The following is a 17,336-nucleotide window of genomic DNA, read 5'->3' as shown; positions in this document are numbered from 1 at the left end:
AGGATACATAAGATGGAGAAACGGAGTAAGGCCACACCTATATATATGCTGTCCGGATTTTTGGGCAGCGGAAAAACAACGCTGCTGCAGCGCCTTTTGGCTTATTGGAAAGAGCAAGGTTTGCGCCCCGCCGTCGTTATGAACGAGCTGGGAGAAGTGAATCTGGACGGGGTGATGGTCGGCGAAGAAGTTCCGATGACCGAGATGCTGGGCGGCTGTATTTGCTGTTCGATCCGCTCCGATCTCAGCGCGCAGCTGTACGAGCTGATCCGGGAGGAACGACCGGATTTGGTCGTGATCGAAGCGACCGGGGCGGCCAATCCTTTGGAAATGTTCGACGCCGTGACGGAGTCGTCCCTTTACCTGGAGCTGGATATCCGGCCGATGATCACCGTGGTGGACGCGGCTCATTTGGCGGAATTGTACGCAAAGCAGCAGGGGAAAACATACCGTTTGATGGTGGAGCAGATCCGCTGCGGCTCCGATTTGATTTTGAATAAAATCGACCGGATCGGCCAAGAGCAGCAGCAAGAAATGCGGGAACTGCTTGAGAGGTTGAATCCCTATGCCAGAATCATACCGGCCGTCCGCTGTGAAGTGGATCCGGTTTATTTGCTGGGTGACGGGAAACGGGTAGAGACGGGGAACCCGGCTATGAACATGGCCGAAAGGAAACGCGAATCGCTTCACGCGGGGGATGCCGGCAAGGGGCATGATTCTGCCGACGAACCTCACTCGCATCACCACTCGCATGACCATGTGACGGTTTATACGCATTATTTTACCGGACCGGTCGACAGCGTTGAATTCGAAAACTTCATCGCCGAATTGCCCCGCGAAATTTACCGGGGAAAAGGGATACTGTCCTTCTCCGACACCGCCAGCCGGTTTCTGTTTCAATATGCGTACAGGGAAGCCGACTACCTAAAAATCACACCGCAAGGGGAGGTCCCCGATGTCGTGGTGTTTATCGGAGAGCACTTCGATAAAACCAAGCTGGCCGAAACCTTGTCCGCGCTAGAAGGACGCACCGATCGGGCCTGACGCTGCTGTTTCATCAAGCCGGGTTCATGGTAATACATCGAAAGAGCCTGTTTACCAAAGCAAAACTGGATAGGGAGGTAGGATCGATGATCCAGGAAAAATACCGGGAGTGCATTGAAGCTTGTATTTCCTGCATGAACGCTTGTAATTATTGCTATGTTTCCAGCTTGAAGGAATATGAACTGGCCATGCTGCGGGACTGCATCCGGCTCGACCGGGAGTGCGCCGAAATTTGCGCGTTTACGGCGGAAGCGTTGTCCAGAAGCACCTTGTTCGCCAAGGAGATCTGCGAGTTGTGCGCCAAAGCTTGCGAAGCCTGCGCCGAGGAATGCTCGAAGCATGGGCATCAGCATTGTAAGGACTGTGCGGACGCTTGCCTCCGATGCGCGGAAATTTGCCGCAAGATGAGCGCTGCCGCAGCCTAAAGCCTAGCGGAATGCAAAATGCTGCAACCTTTTGCGGAACGGCTGCGTCTAGGGGGCAGAGGTGATGCAAAATGAAAAATAAAAAATTCAAAGCGGCGGCGGCGTTGCTCATGTCCGGATCTTTGCTGCTCGCGTCTTCGGCTTCGGCTTTTAGCGACGTGGAGGGACAGGACGCCAAAATTACGGAGTCGCTTCAGAAAAAAGGAATCATTCAAGGCGTGACGGCGGAGAAATTTGCTCCGCGCAGCAAGTTGACGGGCGCACAGGGCGTTTATATGGCCGTGCACGCGTTGGGGCTTGAGGCCAAAAACGACGGCGGGAAAAAAGGGCAGGGCAAAACGCCTTGGTACTCCACCGCTCAAAAGATCGCCGAAGACAACGGAATCAAGCTGCCTAAGGACTTTAAGTGGACCGGAGAAATGACGAAGGAGCAGTTTGCTTACATTTTGGATCAAGCGATCTCCGCGACCGGCAATTATCCAATGATCAAAATGTATATCGAGGTGGCTGATTCCGACAAGGGGAATCCGCTTTATTCCGGAAGCATCCAAAGACTCCTGCTGATGAAAATTACCGAGCTGGACAAGGATCGCAACTTCCAGCCGAAAGCGTCGATAACGCGGATCGAAGCGGCCCGCATGGTTTATAAAGCGGCCGAATTCGTTGAGGCTCATAAGGACGATGCCCAGCAGGTGAACGACAACGTATCGTTCAAGCTTCACAAAGTGAATGACGAGGTGAACAAAGTCGAACTGACCCGCCATGATCAGCCGAATCCGGGGTACGGCATCCGGGTAGCCAAGGTGGAGTTCCCGAACGAGAAGAAGGCGGTTGTGTACTATGAACTGACTTCTCCCAACCCGGACAGCGCCTATGCCCAAGTCATCACGGATTCGAAAACCGAAACGTTCGTACCAAGCCGTTACACCGTTGAAATCGCCCCGTTGAACTAAAAGGGCTAAAAAAGAGGGCCCCAAAGTAAACTTTGGAATACCTTCACCAGCTAAATTAGGATGTATTCGTAAAAACCAAGGAGTTAAGCGGTCCGTTCCCGCCTAGCTCCTTGGTTTTTGGCGTGGTTCTCGGCAATTTCCCCGACTTCGCTGCTACTTGCCTATCGGCGTAAAGCGATTTTCCAGAGAAATACTGGAGAACTTCGCGTAATTGAGTTGTTCCAACTTATTGGCGACATCATTGCTGTCGACGGCAAATCCGACAAATACCGAACCCTCCATGACCATTTTTCTTTCGCCGATCCGCGACCATTCCTTTCCGTCGGGTGAGCCATACGCAAAGATTGTATCTCCCTGACGGCCCAGTTTAAGCCAATACCCTTGCGGGACGCCGTTCAACTTGAACGGGATGTCCGGAAGCAGTGGAATACCGGCTTTTTCGGCGGCGGATACGCTGTCCAAGGTTTCCGTCAATTCATCAAATGGTCCGCCCTTATCGTTTCTTCCGGCCAGATAAGCTGACCAGCTGGTTTCTTTGGATAACTTCACCCAGGAGAGGCCCAGGGCCGCGGCGGCACTGTCTTCTTTCAAGTCGTCCCGGATCATCAGCCCGGCAAAAGCGTGATTGTCGACGGCTCCCATGTCCTCCAGCTTGGCGGTTAATTCGAAGTCGCCGTTCAACTCCTTATATACGAAATGGAAATCGTCTTTCGACGCTTGGTACGATTCGGAGCCTTTTACGCTGCCTTCGCTCATGCCAAGTTTTCCGTTGCCTTTAACGGTGATCGTACCGCCAGTCATGCTGCCGGAACCTTGAATGTCCGGTTCGCCGATATCAGCGGATGTCCAACCCGCCTCGGCCAAGGTGGCGGGGGAGTTATTGACATGGATGATGGCGGCGGAAGTTTGCGTCCCGTTCCCTTCCGTATCCGTCACTCTTGCCGAGATATAATACGAAGCGTCCTTTAATCCCTTGATCTTATACGTATAATGGCTTCCTTTTTTGACGGCGTCCCCCAGATATTCGGACCCGTTATAAACAGCCACTTTCTTGATTTTATGTCCGAATTTGGAGGACGCTTTAATCTTGACCTCGATTTCTTTCCCAGAAACAAATCGGTCGTTATTTTTAGGGGCCACCAGCATGGCTTCGGGGTTTTCGGCGGCATGGTTCATATCGACAAGCCCGTTAATATAAAGCTCTAACCAGGTATAACCACTGTTAGTCACCGTCTTATATGCGTCTTTGATCCCCCAGATTTTATGTTTCTTTTCCCATTTGTCGTCGATCCCGTTCAGATTCGTGTCAAATGGATCGTCACGCCGTTTCTCTATGATCCCGAAATCCGAGATATAGCCCCCGACCTCATGTTCCCTGTTGATATATCTGCCCAAGCCTTGTTCCACTTCCGCCACAATTCTCGCATCGATCGCGTCGCGACGGGGATAGGTGGCGCCCGCCTGTTGCAGGATGCTTCTTAGCAGAGGTTCATTGGCCTGTTTTATGCCGGTCTTCACGTAAGCGTCGAACGCTTTATTGGTGACGCCGTGATTAACCCCCAAGCTGTCCGCCGATAGGTACGGCTTGGATGCAAAGGTGGTGGCATGTTCGCCGCTGTCGGCGCCGGAAAATTTAACGTATTCCGAAGACCCGTCCAGCAATCCTGTAAGTTTGCCATTAATTCGGTTCCCGTTGACGTGAAAACCCCCTACCTTGGTGGATTCTCCGGCATCGAGCACCCGGTTCAGCACGTTATCCCTTGTTCCGGGACCGGCAATTTCGATATTGTTCATAAAATTCGTAAATGTGAAGCCCCCGCCGTAAGTGCCGTTAAAGCCCCAGTTGTAAATGACGTTGTTGGAGAACTGAACAACCGCCACATGATCGGCATCCGCGGAACCGGCATAGCCGCCGCCGAGTCTGGGATTTCGGGAAGTATGATTCGCGTATAAATTGTGATGGAACGTCGTTTTATCACCGCCGGAAATACCGCCATACCCATGTCTTCCTTTGGAATGCCCGGATAGCGTCAGGCTTTCCGAAATGATGGACCATTGGATCGTTCCGTTCTCGCCTCTGTATAAAGACAAGGTTTCATCCGTATTCCAACTGAAAGAACAATGGTCGATGATAAAAGTGTCGTTGTCTCTTCCCCAAAGCGCGTCCATTGAATCGCTGCCGTTATAAACATGGGTGGCGCCCAGCCGGAAGGCGAGATACCTGAGGATGATATTTTCCGAATCGCTGATGTTGGTATCCCAGCCGGCAATGGTGATTCCGTTCCCCGGCGCGGTTTGCCCGGCGATGGTCAGGTTTTTAATGTTTTTAAACCGCAGGGTGCTTTTCAGTTCGATCGTTCCGGAAACGTGAAAAACGATCGTACGCCCTTCTTTGGGCGTAGATAGAACCCCATACCGCAGCGATCCTTCAATAGGTTTGTCTTTTTCGCCGTAATCTTCCAGAGTCGTTACGATGTAGACATCGCCGCCCCGGCCTCCGCTGGCATAGGCACCGCCGCCTTCAGCACCCGGAAAAGCAACGACAGGGGCAGATTTCTTATCGGGATTCGCCTGTTCTGAGGCCTCGAGACTCGGGTTCCCCAATATTGAAAGCGCTACCGAAAAACTCAAAAAAACGGAAGCCGCCTTCCTGAATCTTTTATCTTTCCATTTCATGTTTGACGTATAACAAAGATCCCCCCGTAATCGATCGACAGAGGATCCTGCTATACTTCCTCCTTTCAGTGGAATGTTATGGTCCTCGGCTCTACTTTAAAGCTTTTAGGACTTCATTACCTGCCAAAACCGCCGCTTTTTTGTGCCAATTATTGCTCTTGGTCCTTGTACCGCATGGAGCAAATCCATAATATATTCTTAATACGGCAGAACCCCGCTGCTTGAGATAGGCAAGATGCCGATAGGGAGGAAGCTATGAAAATAAAATATCAGCATCGCGACCAGGCGTTTCATTCCTTTATTTCCACCAATAACACCTATCCTCTGCATCTCCATAAAAATATTGAAATCGCGACGGTCTTGACAGGCAGCATTCATATCCACATCAATGGCAGAGAATATGTTTTATCCGCGGGAGACGTGGCGATCATATTCCCCAATCAGCCCCATAGCTACAAAACCACAGAGAAGAACGAGATCCTGTTGATCTTTTTTGACGCCACATTTCCAGGAGATTATACGGGGGACTTGCTTCACCATATCCCGGACCATTCCGTAGCCGCTAATCATCCGTTGCTGCCTGATCTCACGACAACGTTGTATAAACTATATCAAGAACAGCGCGATCAACGTCTGCTCAAGGCTTACATTTCGGTCATACTAGGACATGCTCTGCCATTATTGTCCTTGAAAAAAATAGATTACAAGAAAGACATGGAGCTCATTCCCAAAATTCTGACTTATATCGACATGCATTTTTTAGAACCCATCAACCTGAACAAGCTGTCCATCGAGCTGGGTATCAGCAAATTCATGATTTCCCGCATCTTCTCCGAGCAATTCCGCATCTCTTTTCGCGATTACATCAACGGCCAACGGGCAGCCTTCGCACATATGCTGCTGGTATCCACTACAAATCCGGTCACCGATATCGCGTTTGATTCCGGCTTCAACAGCTTGCGCTCATTCTATCGCGTGTTCAAAAAAGAATACGGAGTAACCCCCAATGAATTCCGACGTAAGGAGTTTTAGAGGTCATTTTTCGAATTGAAGATAATGGTGGATTCACAATTTATTTGTAAGATCAAGTCGAAATGAAGAAGGGGTTTGAGCGGAAAGCGGAGAACTATTTACTGTAAGCTGCAGGGAATAAGTACAATTCGTAATTTTGGGGGTACGAAACATATGGAAAACTGCTTCCTTGCGGAGATACGTCGGCGTTGTTTGGCAAACGGAATGCAACCAACAGATATCCCGTCTCCCTTAACGACCGTGTCTGAAGAACATCTACAAAAGCAAAAAAGCCGATATGCCGACATTTTAGAGGTGACGAAAGTTCTTGGAGAGAACACCATTAAGTTGCTCAACGGTCAAATGGTGTTATTTCTGGTCACCGATGATGAAGGGGTGGTGATTGATTCCTTCGGTGATCGGATCATGAAAGAAAATCTGTCGCAGTTAAACATTAAAGAAGGGAGTTTGATGCTTGAACGGGAAGTGGGCATTTGCGCGACGCTGATCGCCCTGGACAAGAAGATTCCTTTTCAAACCGTGGGCAAGGATCATTTCCATCTGGTATTGCACGATTCCGCCTGCCAAAGCGTTCCTTTTTCATTTCCGAGCGATCATGGGGTCTTGGAAGGAACCATCTCCCTGATGACGAGCGTTGTCGATTTCAGCAAGTACCAGCTTGCTATGTTGGTCAATATGGTGGAATCGATGAGGCGGGAGCTCATCCTCAGAAAAACGAACCAGCGCCAATTAAATTTGCACCATCTGATGGTAAATAACCTGGATACCGGTATTCTCTTGGTCGATCAATGCGGTGTGATCGTAGATGTTAACCATATCGCGCAATCCATGATTCCGGACCTGGTTGCGGTAGGACAGTCCGCTCTTCCTATCTCGGAGCTTGGACCGCATATCGCGGAAACGATTGCGAAGGGACAGCGGCAGCGGGGCATCGAGGTCCACTATAATGTCAGAGGGATCCATACCGTTTGTCTTGTTGACATTATACCTATTTTTGAAAATGGCGTCCTTCAAGGTGCTTATGCTCAGCTTCGGGATATTACCGAGCGCTATTTACTGGAGCAGCAGGTGATTGTCAGCGAGAAACTGTCCGCGATCGGCAAATTGGCGGCCGGTTTGGCACACGAAATACGCAACCCGCTTACCGTGATTATGGGCTTTGTGCAAATGATTCGGTCGCAGCGGCTCGATCCCCTAACCGCGAAATATATGGGATATGTCTATGAAGAACTGGAGCGCGTCAAGAACCTCGTTTCCGACTTTGTCACGATGTCCAAACCTTCTGTCCCGATCGTGAAGCCGATTAAAATCAATGAGTTTCTTGACAATGTGCTTCGTGTGATGGAAGGACAGGCTGCGCTGCACGATATCCGGTATGTCCGGGATTATCAAACCACCGACGAGGATATTTTATTTGCGGATGCCGCGCAGATCAAACAGGTCTTGATCAATATTTTGCAAAACGCCGTCGAAGCTTCGCAGCCTAACGAGGCCGTAACCTTAAAAACGCGGAAAAATCGTAACCATTTAATCATAACCATTTCAGACAACGGCAGCGGGATTAGTCCAGAGAACCTGACCAAAATCCAAAATCCTTTCTTTACCACGAAGGAACATGGAACGGGGCTAGGGCTGTCGGTTTCCTACCGGATTATCAATAATCATCACGGAGAAATTACTATCGATTCTATATTGGGTACAGGGACGGATTTCAATATTCATTTACCTTTGACAAATATATTAGAGGAGTGTTCTTTGTGAAAAACGTTGTCCAGCTCTTAGTTGAGACCTTAGTTAATCTTGGCATAAAACACGCTTTTGGAATTCCGGGTAAATCGATAGCTCCTTTGATATTGGAATTCGGGAACCAGGATATCGAATTTATTTTGGGAAGGCATGAGAGCGGGTCGGGATTTAGTGCGGGGGGCTATGCATTTACGAACCATAAGTTAGGCGTGGTCGTCGCAACTTCCGGTCCGGGCGGCACCAATCTCGTCACTGCCGCAGCGCACGCCAAAATGAACGGTTTACCCGTGCTCTTTATAACGGGTCATCAATCGGCGGCCGAATTAGGGATTCCGCAATGCCAAGATTCTTCGCAATACGGCATCGATTTGGCGGAAATCATGAAGCCGGTCACTTTGTTCAGTACAATGGTTACGCGAGGCGATACTTTTCCCGCCATCCTGACCTATGCTTTGCGCGAGGCGATGACCGGCAGAAAAGGACCGGTTCACCTTTGCATTCCATTTGATGTTATGATCTCTCCCGTCAGCGACTCGTTGGTGCAGCTACCATCCGGGAATGTGAATTACATAGCCACCAATTTGGAGGAGGCGATTCTTCGGCTTCGAAAGGCCCGTAAACCGGTAATTCTTGCGGGTAAAGGTGTGGTGCTTTCCGGAGCGCAGAAGGAATTGGCGGCATTTGCCGAGACTTTTCATATCCCCATTGTCACGACTCCCGGAGGAAAGGGAAGTGTTTATTCCGCGCACCCTCTTTATTACGGACCCTTTGGTTTAGGCGGACATCAAAAGGCCAAGGATTTATTGAAATCCGGCGTCGACTTGCTTTTGGTGATGGGGTCGCGCCTTAGCGATACCGCTTTAGCAGGCTTGGACCGTTCCTATTATCCCGGGGAGATCATCCAATTCGATATTGCCCATGAGTTTATGGGAGGAATTATAAAGTCGAAATACCTTCATATATTCGGAGACCTACGAACCAATCTGGAGGAGATTTTACGTTTATATCCTAATGAGCCCGCCAAAGTACATACAGCGAAGACTTATCACGACCCGTTGCCTGTGTTGCAAAATCTCTCCGTTGCCGAAGTCTGCCAAGCGGTCGGTGATATGATCCCCGAAAACACGATGGTTTTCGCCGATGACGGCGCCCACGGTTACCATGCCGTCCGTTGGCTGGATTTAAAGCCCGGCGTGAAATTTTTCTTCGATTCCTATTTCGCTTCCATGGCGAATGCCATCGGAATGGCGATTGGGGCGAGATTCGCCGATCAAGAACAAAACGTTATCTGTCTGACGGGAGACGGCTGTGTATTTATGTTGGGCTCCGAAATCAACACCTGTGTGGCGGAGCAGCTGCCGGTCATTTTTATCGTCATCAATAACGGACAACTGGATATGGCGTTGAAAGGGATGAGACAGTTTACCGGTCGAACGGACGGCACGATTTTCAAACAACCGCTTGATGTTGCCGCATACGCGGCTTCGATGGGGGCGGACAGCGCAGCTTGTTCGACGCTTGACGAATTTAAACAGGTGTTTAAACGGGCATTGGGTTCCAACAAGCCTTTCGTAATCGACGTCCTCGTGGATAAAGAAGAAATTCCGTCATCTTTGGCACGCGAAATGAAGCTGGACTAATGAAAAAGAGGGTCGTCCCCGGTCATCGTTGATGACTTTGGGGACACCCTCTTTTTGATTCGTTAAATGCGGCCGGTGGCCGGTTCCGTTATATGTCCGGGAAGTCCGCCGAGCGCCGGGGTATCGCCGCCCGCTTGCAGCCGATACATCTGATAATATCGGCCGCCGAGCGCAAGCAGTTCGTCGTGCGTTCCGCGCTCCACGATTTCACCTCGATGCAGCACGAGAATGAGGTCCGCGCTGCGGATCGTGGACAGCCGGTGGGCGATAATGAAGGTGGTCCGCCCCCGTTTGAGCACCTCGAGCGCCGACTGGATCAGCGCCTCGGTCTCCGTATCGATGTTGGCGGTCGCCTCATCGAGGATCAGGATCGCCGGATCGAAGGCGAGCGCCCGGGCGAAGGAGATCAATTGGCGTTCCCCCGCGGACAAGGTGCTGCCCTTCTCAACTACCGGTTCATCCAGCCCCTTCGGCAAATGGGCGAGGATCCGGTCGGCCCCGACATCCTTCAACGCTTTCTCGATCGTCTCCCGGGAAATCCGTTCATCGCCCAGGCTGACATTGGAAGCGATCGTTCCGGTGAACAGGTACGGATCCTGCAGAACGATTCCCATATGCTGCCTGATCCACTGTTTAGGCAGGTCCTTGACGGGCTGGCCGTCGATGGTGATCGTTCCCTTTTGCGGGTCGTAAAACCGGAACAGCAAGTTGATGATCGAGCTTTTTCCCGATCCGGTGTGGCCCACGAGGGCGACGGTTTGACCTTGTTTCGCCTCGAAGGAGATATTCTTCAACACGTTATCCTTCTTGTAAGCGAAGGAGACGTCCTTAAACTCGACGTTCCCTTTATAACGCGGCATGGAGCCGTCGGTAACGGCTTCGCCCGGTTCATCCATCAGGGCGAACACGCGGCCCGCGGATACCATCGACGAATCGAGAGCCGCCAATTGGTTCACCATTCCGGTAATCGGCTGGAACAGCCGTCCCAGCACATCGACGAATGCGTACAGCACGCCCAGCGAGATTACGCTTGAACCCGTGATCTGCGCCGATCCGAAATACCAGAGCACGAGGGCGAAGGCAAGGTTGCGGATAACATTGACCAGGTTATGCGAGGTAAAAGCGTTCAAATTCAGCATCTTGTTCTGATAGGTCATGTAATCGTCGTTCAACTTCTCGAACTCCGCCTTGGTTTGGGATTGCCGGCGGAAAATCCGGATGATCGACATCCCTTGAATCGACTCGTTGATAATCGCGTTGATTTCGCTGAGCCGGGAACGAATAATCGTGTTGTACTTCGTGGCGAACTTCCGATAGAGCACGACCCAAGCCCAAATAATCGGCACGACAAACAAACAGATCATGCCGAGCCGGACGTCGAGCAGGAAGAGGGCCACATAAACCCCGAGCATGTTGATGACGCCCGAGAAGAAGTTGGAGAGGACGGCGATAAATAAATCTTTCACGGCTTCGGTGTCGTTTGTGACGCGGGACACCACCTTTCCCGCCGGCAGATTGTCAAAGAAGTTCACCGGAAGCCGCGAGATGTGGGCATAGACGTCGATCCGCAGCTTCTGGATAACTTTGTTGGCCGAAGATTGCAGCCAGTAGGTCTTGCCGAATTCCATCACGATGGAGATCGCCAGGAACACGAAGTACCAGCCGACCAGCGTCAAAATCCCCGGGATTTCGGGGCGGTAGAACGCGAACACTTCCGCGGCGTTCAGCTTCCGGGCCGGATATTCGGTAACCTGGCCGGACTTCGTTAAGATCAGCGTACCGTCGCGGTAGCTTCGTTCGCCGGACACGTCGCCCATCTCCGCTTCCACGAAGACGAAGGAGGTGCCGACTTGAAGGATCCGGACTTCGGGTCCGCGGGCTTCTCCTTCGGTGAACCTGTCGCCGCGCTTGAAGGTTCGCCCGTCGTAGTTGACGGTGGACTCTCCGGCAGCGGCGGTTTCATAGTACGGCTTCTCGATGGCCAGCATATGGTCGTCGATCATGGACCGGGCGATAAACGGCCCGGCCAGTTCGGCGGCCACGCCGATGGCCAGCATGACGAGAGCCAGAATAAATGTATTTTTCGCCGTCAGGGCGTATTTGAGCAGTGATTTTCCCGTGTTCGAGTGCATCCGAGAGGCACCTCCTTAGTCCGTCAGATTGGATTCAACCTGCTGACGTTCGTATTGTTCCCGGTACCAGCCGCCGCGCTGCAGCAGCGTTTCATGGGTACCTTCTTCGATGACACGCCCCTTCTCCAGCACGACGATCCAGTCGGCATGTTCGATCGCCGACAGACGGTGCGTGGAGATCAGCGTCGTTTTGCCGGAGCGCTTGTTCCGGATATTCTCGATAATCCGCGCTTCCGTCCGGGCGTCGACCGCGGACAGGGCATCATCGAGAATCAGGATGTCGGGGTCGGCGATAAAGGCCCGGGCCAGCGATACGCGCTGTTTCTGCCCGCCCGAGAGGGCGACGCCTTTCTCGCCGACCAGCGTATCCAGACCGTCGGACAGCGTGCCGAGGTCCTGATCGAACGCGGCGGTCCGGATCGCCTCCATGATGATCTCGTCCGGCGCGTCGGGACGGCCGAACTGGATATTTTGCCGGACCGTCTTGGAGAAGAGCACCTGCTCCTGCGGAACGTAGCCGATCCAGCTGTGCAGGCGGTCCAGCGCGATCCGGTCGATCGGCACGTCGGAAATCGTAAGCTCTCCGGTCCCCAATGGGTACTCATGGAGCAGTTGCTTGAGCAGTGTCGACTTGCCGCTTCCGGTCCGGCCGACGACGCCGAGCGTCGCTCCCCGCGGAATGCGGAGATGAATGTGTTCCAGGTTGTTCACGGTCGAAGTCGGATAGCGGAACGTGAAGTCTTTAAACTCGATCGTGTCGGGCTGCCGGACATCGGCGGGTTCCGCCGGGTCCGCGACGTCGGGACGGACGTTCAGGGTTTCGTTGACCCGGTCGAGCGAGGCGCCGCCGCGCTGCATAATGTTGATGAGTTCACCGATGGCGAACATCGGCCAGATCATCATCCCCAGGTACATGTTGAAAGAAACGAGATCACCCAGGGTCAATTCATTGTGAAACACGAGATAAATGCCGTAGGTCAGGCCGATCGCATAGCTGAGCCCGACGCAGAAGCGGATCGTCGGTTCGAAGAAAGCGTCGACCTTGGCGACCGCCAGATTTTTTCGGTACACATCGTTCGTTATGGCTTCGAACCGCTTTTCATCGTTGCGTTCCTGAACGTAGGCGCGGATGACCCGAATGCCGGCGACCGATTCGAGCACCTGGTCGTTCATATCGCCGAAGGCGTCCTGCGCCTCGGTATAGCGCTCATGGATGATCTTTCCGTAAATTTTCATCGCGATGGCGATGAAGGGGAGCGGAATGACCGCGGCCAGCGTCAGCTTCCAGCTGATCAAGGTGCTCATGGCGACGAAGATAACCGTCAAGTAAGCCGTGGAATCAGTGAGCGTCAGCATGCCGAACCCGACGGTGGTGGCCACGGAGCGAAGATCGTTGGTGGCTCGGGCCATCAGGTCGCCGGTACGGTTGCGTTCGAAGAAAGGCGGGGTCATGCCGAGCAGATGGTTCATAAACCGGGTGCGCAGCAGGCGCTCCACCAGGTTGGAACCCCCGAACAGCGAATGCATCCATATGTACGTGACAAAATAGATCAGGGCCAGGAGCGCGATAATCAGCAGAATATAAGTGGTCAGCGATCCCCAGGTGATCGTGCCGGCCACGATGCTGTCGATCGCGTTGCCGATCAGTTTCGGGGGAGCCAGCTCCACGACGCCGACCAGAATGAGGACGACAAGACCGATGGTGTATCGCTTCTTTTCCCGCCTAAAAAACCACCCCAGATTTTGGAGAACAGAAAACATGATAAAGGTTTCCTCCTTTTTCTCTTTATTCGTTTGGATCGAATCGACTGTGCAGGATTGTACGGACCGTTTTTCGGTCCCGTGAAAACAGCAAAAAAGGCATGACGTCCGTAAACGTATGCCTTAAGTTTCTTTAACATATGTCGCGTACGCTACTTGACTGTGCAAGTAACCGCCGCAAAATCATGAAAGGCTGCTTCCAATCGCGTCAACGGGCGCGAAGGGGATCAACAAAAAACTCGCTTGAAACCTGCAGGGTTACTACGGTATTCGGTTGTGTGCGGTCTGCATCGCGAAATGCAGTCAAGTATACAATCGTAAACACCGTCTTCACCCCTTTCAAATGGTAATTAATGCAAAATGCGATCTCGTATGTTGACGATTTTATCATCGGCTTCGGGAAAGTGTCAATTTATTTTTTGCAAAATCCATTCTTTCGTCTACAATAAGGAGTGTACAGGAGGAGATGCAGATGATCGAAGTAACGAAGGAAGCGGCCCTTTGGTTCAAGAAGGAGCTGGGGCTGCAGGAGGGGGATGCGGTTCGATTGTTCGCCCGGTACAGTGCAGGAGGACAAATCCATCCGGGATTCTCGCTCGGCATCCAGTCGGACAAACCCGTGTCGCCGGGCATTTCCGTCATGGAAGCGGGGATTACCTTCTTTATGGAAGAGCAGGACAAGTGGTACCTGGAAGGCCATCGGCTAAAGGTCACTTATAATGCGGCGGAAGACGATATCGAATACCGATACGAACCATTGGCATAATGTTCAAAAAAGCACGGAATTTACAGACCGGGATCTGTAGTTCCGTGCTTTTGCATCAGTTTTGATTAAAAAAGATATTGTCCTCCATCGCGAATTCGAAGTCTCCGATATCGTAGATTTGTACCGGGGCTTCGGCTTCAAGAATCCGGCGGATCAGCTCCAATTGGTCCGTCAGGATCGGCGCATTTTCGCGCTGGGCGGCGAGGACGATTTCCGTTTCGATCGGATCGAGCAGTTCCCCATACTGCTCGTTATCCACGGCGTTGACGACGGTCCAGGAGACATGGTCGCCGAACAAGATGGCCGGGCTTTTGGACCAGGGAACCGAGAGGGCGCGCTCGAGCTTTTTCCGGTTGAGCGGCTCTTCCAGATAAGCGATCAATTCGCCGATTTTGCGTTTGACATGGCTGTCATCCAGCGGATCGTTCATCAGGGGTTCCGGGCTTTTCTGAAATTCATAGAGTTCCATGACGGTGGTGTAAGGGACGATATATTCCACAGGCGCAGACGGCACCAACAATTCACCGTAAATTGCCACCATCACGGCTTCAATCACAAATCGACGCGACATGGTTATCCTCCTAAAGCGGGCTGTTGCTATTCGTGCCTGTTTCCTTGCTATACCCCGCCCATAGACACAGGAACGGCGTATCATTTTCCGCAATGACAGGCAGTGACATGTTAATATGGAGTATATCATTAATGGGGTTACAAATACAGCTTTACGCAAAAAACAAGCGTTTATCCCGGCGTTCGAAAGGACGCCGGACGTTGGCTTGAATTACGAAGAAGAGGGATGTGCAGCTGAGTTGAAGCAATGGAAAGCGTATTTTAAGTTTGTCCGGCCTTATGCGAAATGGATCGTACTCACGTTGTTTATCGGAATTTTAAAGTTCGGCATTCCGTCTTTGCTGCCGTTGGTCCAAAAGTATGTGGTGGACGATATTCTGCTTAATCCCGCAGCCGATTTCGGCCAAAAGGTAGACCGCCTCCTTATCGTCCTCGGCGGTACGCTATTTCTGTTTGTCATTGTCCGCGGTCCGGTGGAATATGCCCGTCAATATTTTGCCCAGTTGATCACCGCCCGGATTTTGTACGATCTTCGCAACAAACTGTACGGGCATCTTCAGCGGTTATCGCTCAGGTACTACCAGAACACGAAAGTCGGCGAGGTCATTTCCCGGTTTATCAACGATGCCGAACAGACGAAAAACATCGTGGAAGTCGGAATGATGAACATCTGGCTAGATCTGTTTACGCTGATATTCGTCCTGGGCTTCATGTTGTATTTAAACCCGCTCCTGACGCTGGTGGCGATCGCGATATTTCCCCTCTACGCCATCGCGGTGAAGGTGCTCTACAAACGGTTGAAGAAGCTGACAAAAGACCGTTCGGCGGCGCTTGCCGGGATTCAGGCTTATCTGCACGAACGGATTCAAGGCATTTCCGTCATCCGCAGCTTCGCTTTGGAGCGGCATGAAGCCCGCCAGTTCACGGGAATCAACGGAACGTACCTGAACAAAGCGATGGCCCACAGCCGCTGGAACGCCTGGACGTTCGCCGTGATCAACACCTTGACGGATATCGCGCCGCTGCTTGTCATCGGGTATGGCGGCTACCAAGTCATCCAGCATCATTTGACGCTAGGTACGTTTGTCGCGTTTTTTGGCTATCTGGACCGGCTTTACGCTCCGTTAAAGCGGCTGATCAATTCTTCCACGGTGCTTACGCAGGCGTCGGCCTCGTGGGAACGGGTGCTTGAGCTGTTTGAGGAGCCTTACGATATGACCGACCGGAAGGACGCGGAGATCATGCCCGGCGGGATGCACGGCATCGGCTTCCGCAACGTGTGGTTTAAATACCATGAGGAAGGGAATTGGGTGCTGAAAAATATTACCCTGCAGGTGCATCCCGGCCAAACGGTCGCGTTCGTCGGCATGAGCGGGGGCGGAAAATCCTCGCTGGTAGGCTTGATTCCCCGTTTCTACGATGTGCAGAAAGGGATGATTACGGTCGGCGGGAAGGACGTCCGCGACTGGACGATGGAGAGCCTGCGCAGCCGGATCGGCATGGTGCTGCAGGACAACTTCCTGTTTAGCGGCAGCGTCCGCGACAACATCAAGCTTGGCGACCCCGAGGCCGATGAAGAAGCGGTCATCGCCGCGGCGAAGGCGGCGAACGCGCATGATTTCATCATGCAGCTGCCGCAAGGGTACGACACTGAGGTCGGGGAGCGCGGAGTGAAGCTTTCCGGCGGACAGAAACAGCGGATCGCCATCGCCCGCGTGTTCCTGAAGGACCCGCCGATTCTTATTCTGGACGAAGCGACGTCGGCGCTGGACCTCGAATCGGAGCACCTGATCCAGCAGTCCCTGCAGGATCTTTCGCAAAGCCGGACGACGCTTATCGTCGCCCACCGGTTGTCTACGATCACCCATGCCGATCTGATCGTCGTGATGAAGAACGGCTCGGTGGCCGAGCGCGGCACCCACGAACAATTAATGGCGAAAGAGGACGGCGTTTACGCGCAGCTGTATAACATTCAAAATCTGAATCCGTCGGAGTAAGCGGCCCAGAGTTTGCCCATGTTCAAGCGGAAACACCTCCTTGTTGGATCCATTCTAAAAAAAGAGGTTTCCCTTTCCGAATTACGGGAGGGAAACCTCTTTTGCATAAAACGTCAGGTTGGCTGTACGGTCACAGTTTCCCGATGATCAACGACAGAATGCCGGCCGCGATCAGGGGGCCGACGGGGACGCCGCGGAACAGGGCGACGCCGAGCACCGTGCCGATGAGCAGACCGGCCACCACGGTCGGCTGGCTACCCATCAACGCCGCCCCGCGGCCGCCGAGCCAGGCGACCAGCATGCCGACCGCGATGGCGAGCAGGGACTTCCAGTGAAAAAAGGAGGCCCACAGGGTCTGCAGCGTAAGCTTGCCGCTGGCCAGCGGCGTCATAACGCCGATGGTCAGAATGATGATTCCGACGGTCAGGCCGTACTTTTCCAACCAGGGAAAAGCAAAGTGCAGATGCAGGACGCGGATGAGCAGCAGCACGATCATGGCGACGGTAATCGGCATGTTGCCGCTGAATATCCCCAGCGCCGCCAGGAAAAGCAGGACCAGTGAGATCGTGTCGATTTGGTTCATTAATTTAACTC

The 17,336-nt window shown here is 52.6% G+C and carries 13 protein-coding genes; 8 read left to right on the top strand and 5 right to left on the bottom strand.

Going from position 1 to position 17,336, the window contains the following annotated elements; all coding sequences use genetic code 11:
- Positions 1 to 12 precede the first annotated feature (12 nt).
- The 3 genes from FRY98_RS00825 to FRY98_RS00815 all read left to right on the top strand — a co-directional run bounded on the left by FRY98_RS00825 (position 13) and on the right by FRY98_RS00815 (position 2,422).
- Positions 13 to 1,044 carry a CobW family GTP-binding protein gene (locus FRY98_RS00825; RefSeq protein WP_148449751.1) on the top strand — a complete coding sequence of 344 codons (1,032 nt, stop codon included), beginning with the start codon at positions 13 to 15 and terminating at the stop codon, positions 1,042 to 1,044.
- 86 nt (positions 1,045 to 1,130) lie between these two features.
- Complete coding sequence (locus FRY98_RS00820) at positions 1,131 to 1,469, top strand: four-helix bundle copper-binding protein (RefSeq protein ID WP_148449750.1); 339 nt, start codon at positions 1,131 to 1,133, stop codon at positions 1,467 to 1,469.
- A gap of 71 nt (positions 1,470 to 1,540) precedes the next feature.
- Positions 1,541 to 2,422, top strand: coding sequence for a protease complex subunit PrcB family protein (locus tag FRY98_RS00815; protein ID WP_148449749.1), 882 nt, complete (start codon positions 1,541 to 1,543; stop codon positions 2,420 to 2,422).
- Between the two features lie 153 nt (positions 2,423 to 2,575).
- On the opposite strand, the gene FRY98_RS00810 is transcribed toward FRY98_RS00815, so the two are convergent.
- Positions 2,576 to 5,053, bottom strand: a complete 2,478-nt coding sequence (locus FRY98_RS00810; protein ID WP_148449748.1) for a hypothetical protein — start codon at positions 5,051 to 5,053, stop codon at positions 2,576 to 2,578.
- Positions 5,054 to 5,353: 300 nt separating this feature from the next.
- Here FRY98_RS00810 and FRY98_RS00805 point away from each other — a divergent pair, with 300 nt between their 5' ends.
- The 3 genes from FRY98_RS00805 (at position 5,354) to FRY98_RS00795 (ending at position 9,516) form a co-directional block, all read left to right on the top strand.
- Positions 5,354 to 6,130 (top strand): AraC family transcriptional regulator, encoded by a 777-nt coding sequence (locus FRY98_RS00805; protein WP_148449747.1) that lies wholly within the window; start codon positions 5,354 to 5,356, stop codon positions 6,128 to 6,130.
- A gap of 327 nt (positions 6,131 to 6,457) precedes the next feature.
- Positions 6,458 to 7,891 carry an ATP-binding protein gene (locus FRY98_RS00800; protein ID WP_170286993.1) on the top strand — a complete coding sequence of 478 codons (1,434 nt, stop codon included), beginning with the start codon at positions 6,458 to 6,460 and terminating at the stop codon, positions 7,889 to 7,891.
- A complete protein-coding gene (locus tag FRY98_RS00795) occupies positions 7,888 to 9,516 on the top strand; it encodes a thiamine pyrophosphate-binding protein (RefSeq protein ID WP_148449745.1) in 1,629 nt (542 codons plus the stop codon). The genes FRY98_RS00800 and FRY98_RS00795 overlap by 4 nt, the downstream gene beginning before the upstream one ends.
- Positions 9,517 to 9,578: 62 nt before the next feature.
- Here FRY98_RS00795 and FRY98_RS00790 read toward each other — a convergent pair whose 3' ends face one another.
- Both FRY98_RS00790 and FRY98_RS00785 read right to left on the bottom strand, forming a co-directional pair.
- Positions 9,579 to 11,648 (bottom strand): ABC transporter ATP-binding protein, encoded by a 2,070-nt coding sequence (locus FRY98_RS00790; protein WP_148449744.1) that lies wholly within the window; start codon positions 11,646 to 11,648, stop codon positions 9,579 to 9,581.
- A 15-nt stretch (positions 11,649 to 11,663) separates the two neighbouring features.
- The gene (locus FRY98_RS00785) at positions 11,664 to 13,409 is read right to left on the bottom strand and encodes an ABC transporter ATP-binding protein (RefSeq protein WP_148449743.1); all 1,746 of its coding nucleotides are present in this window, start codon (positions 13,407 to 13,409) and stop codon (positions 11,664 to 11,666) included.
- 472 nt (positions 13,410 to 13,881) lie between these two features.
- Between FRY98_RS00785 and FRY98_RS00780 the strand changes: the two genes are divergently transcribed.
- The gene (locus FRY98_RS00780) at positions 13,882 to 14,175 is read left to right on the top strand and encodes a HesB/YadR/YfhF family protein (RefSeq protein ID WP_148449742.1); all 294 of its coding nucleotides are present in this window, start codon (positions 13,882 to 13,884) and stop codon (positions 14,173 to 14,175) included.
- A gap of 55 nt (positions 14,176 to 14,230) precedes the next feature.
- On the opposite strand, the gene FRY98_RS00775 is transcribed toward FRY98_RS00780, so the two are convergent.
- Positions 14,231 to 14,746: an ADP-heptose synthase gene (locus FRY98_RS00775; RefSeq protein WP_148449741.1), complete on the bottom strand. Its 516-nt coding sequence runs from the start codon at positions 14,744 to 14,746 to the stop codon at positions 14,231 to 14,233.
- A 238-nt stretch (positions 14,747 to 14,984) separates the two neighbouring features.
- On the opposite strand from FRY98_RS00775, the gene FRY98_RS00770 reads away from it, so the two are divergent.
- Positions 14,985 to 16,742, top strand: a complete 1,758-nt coding sequence (locus FRY98_RS00770; RefSeq protein WP_148449740.1) for an ABC transporter ATP-binding protein — start codon at positions 14,985 to 14,987, stop codon at positions 16,740 to 16,742.
- 130 nt (positions 16,743 to 16,872) lie between these two features.
- Here FRY98_RS00770 and FRY98_RS00765 read toward each other — a convergent pair whose 3' ends face one another.
- Entirely contained in the window at positions 16,873 to 17,325 is a 453-nt protein-coding gene (locus FRY98_RS00765) for a DUF441 domain-containing protein (RefSeq protein ID WP_211373239.1), read from the bottom strand.
- Positions 17,326 to 17,336 lie beyond the last annotated feature (11 nt).

It is taken from the genome of Paenibacillus faecis, from assembly GCF_008084145.1.
Lineage (GTDB): Bacteria > Bacillota > Bacilli > Paenibacillales > Paenibacillaceae > Fontibacillus > Fontibacillus faecis.
Note: the sequence above shows the minus strand (reverse complement) of the source record. Positions and strands in the feature narration are given on the sequence as shown.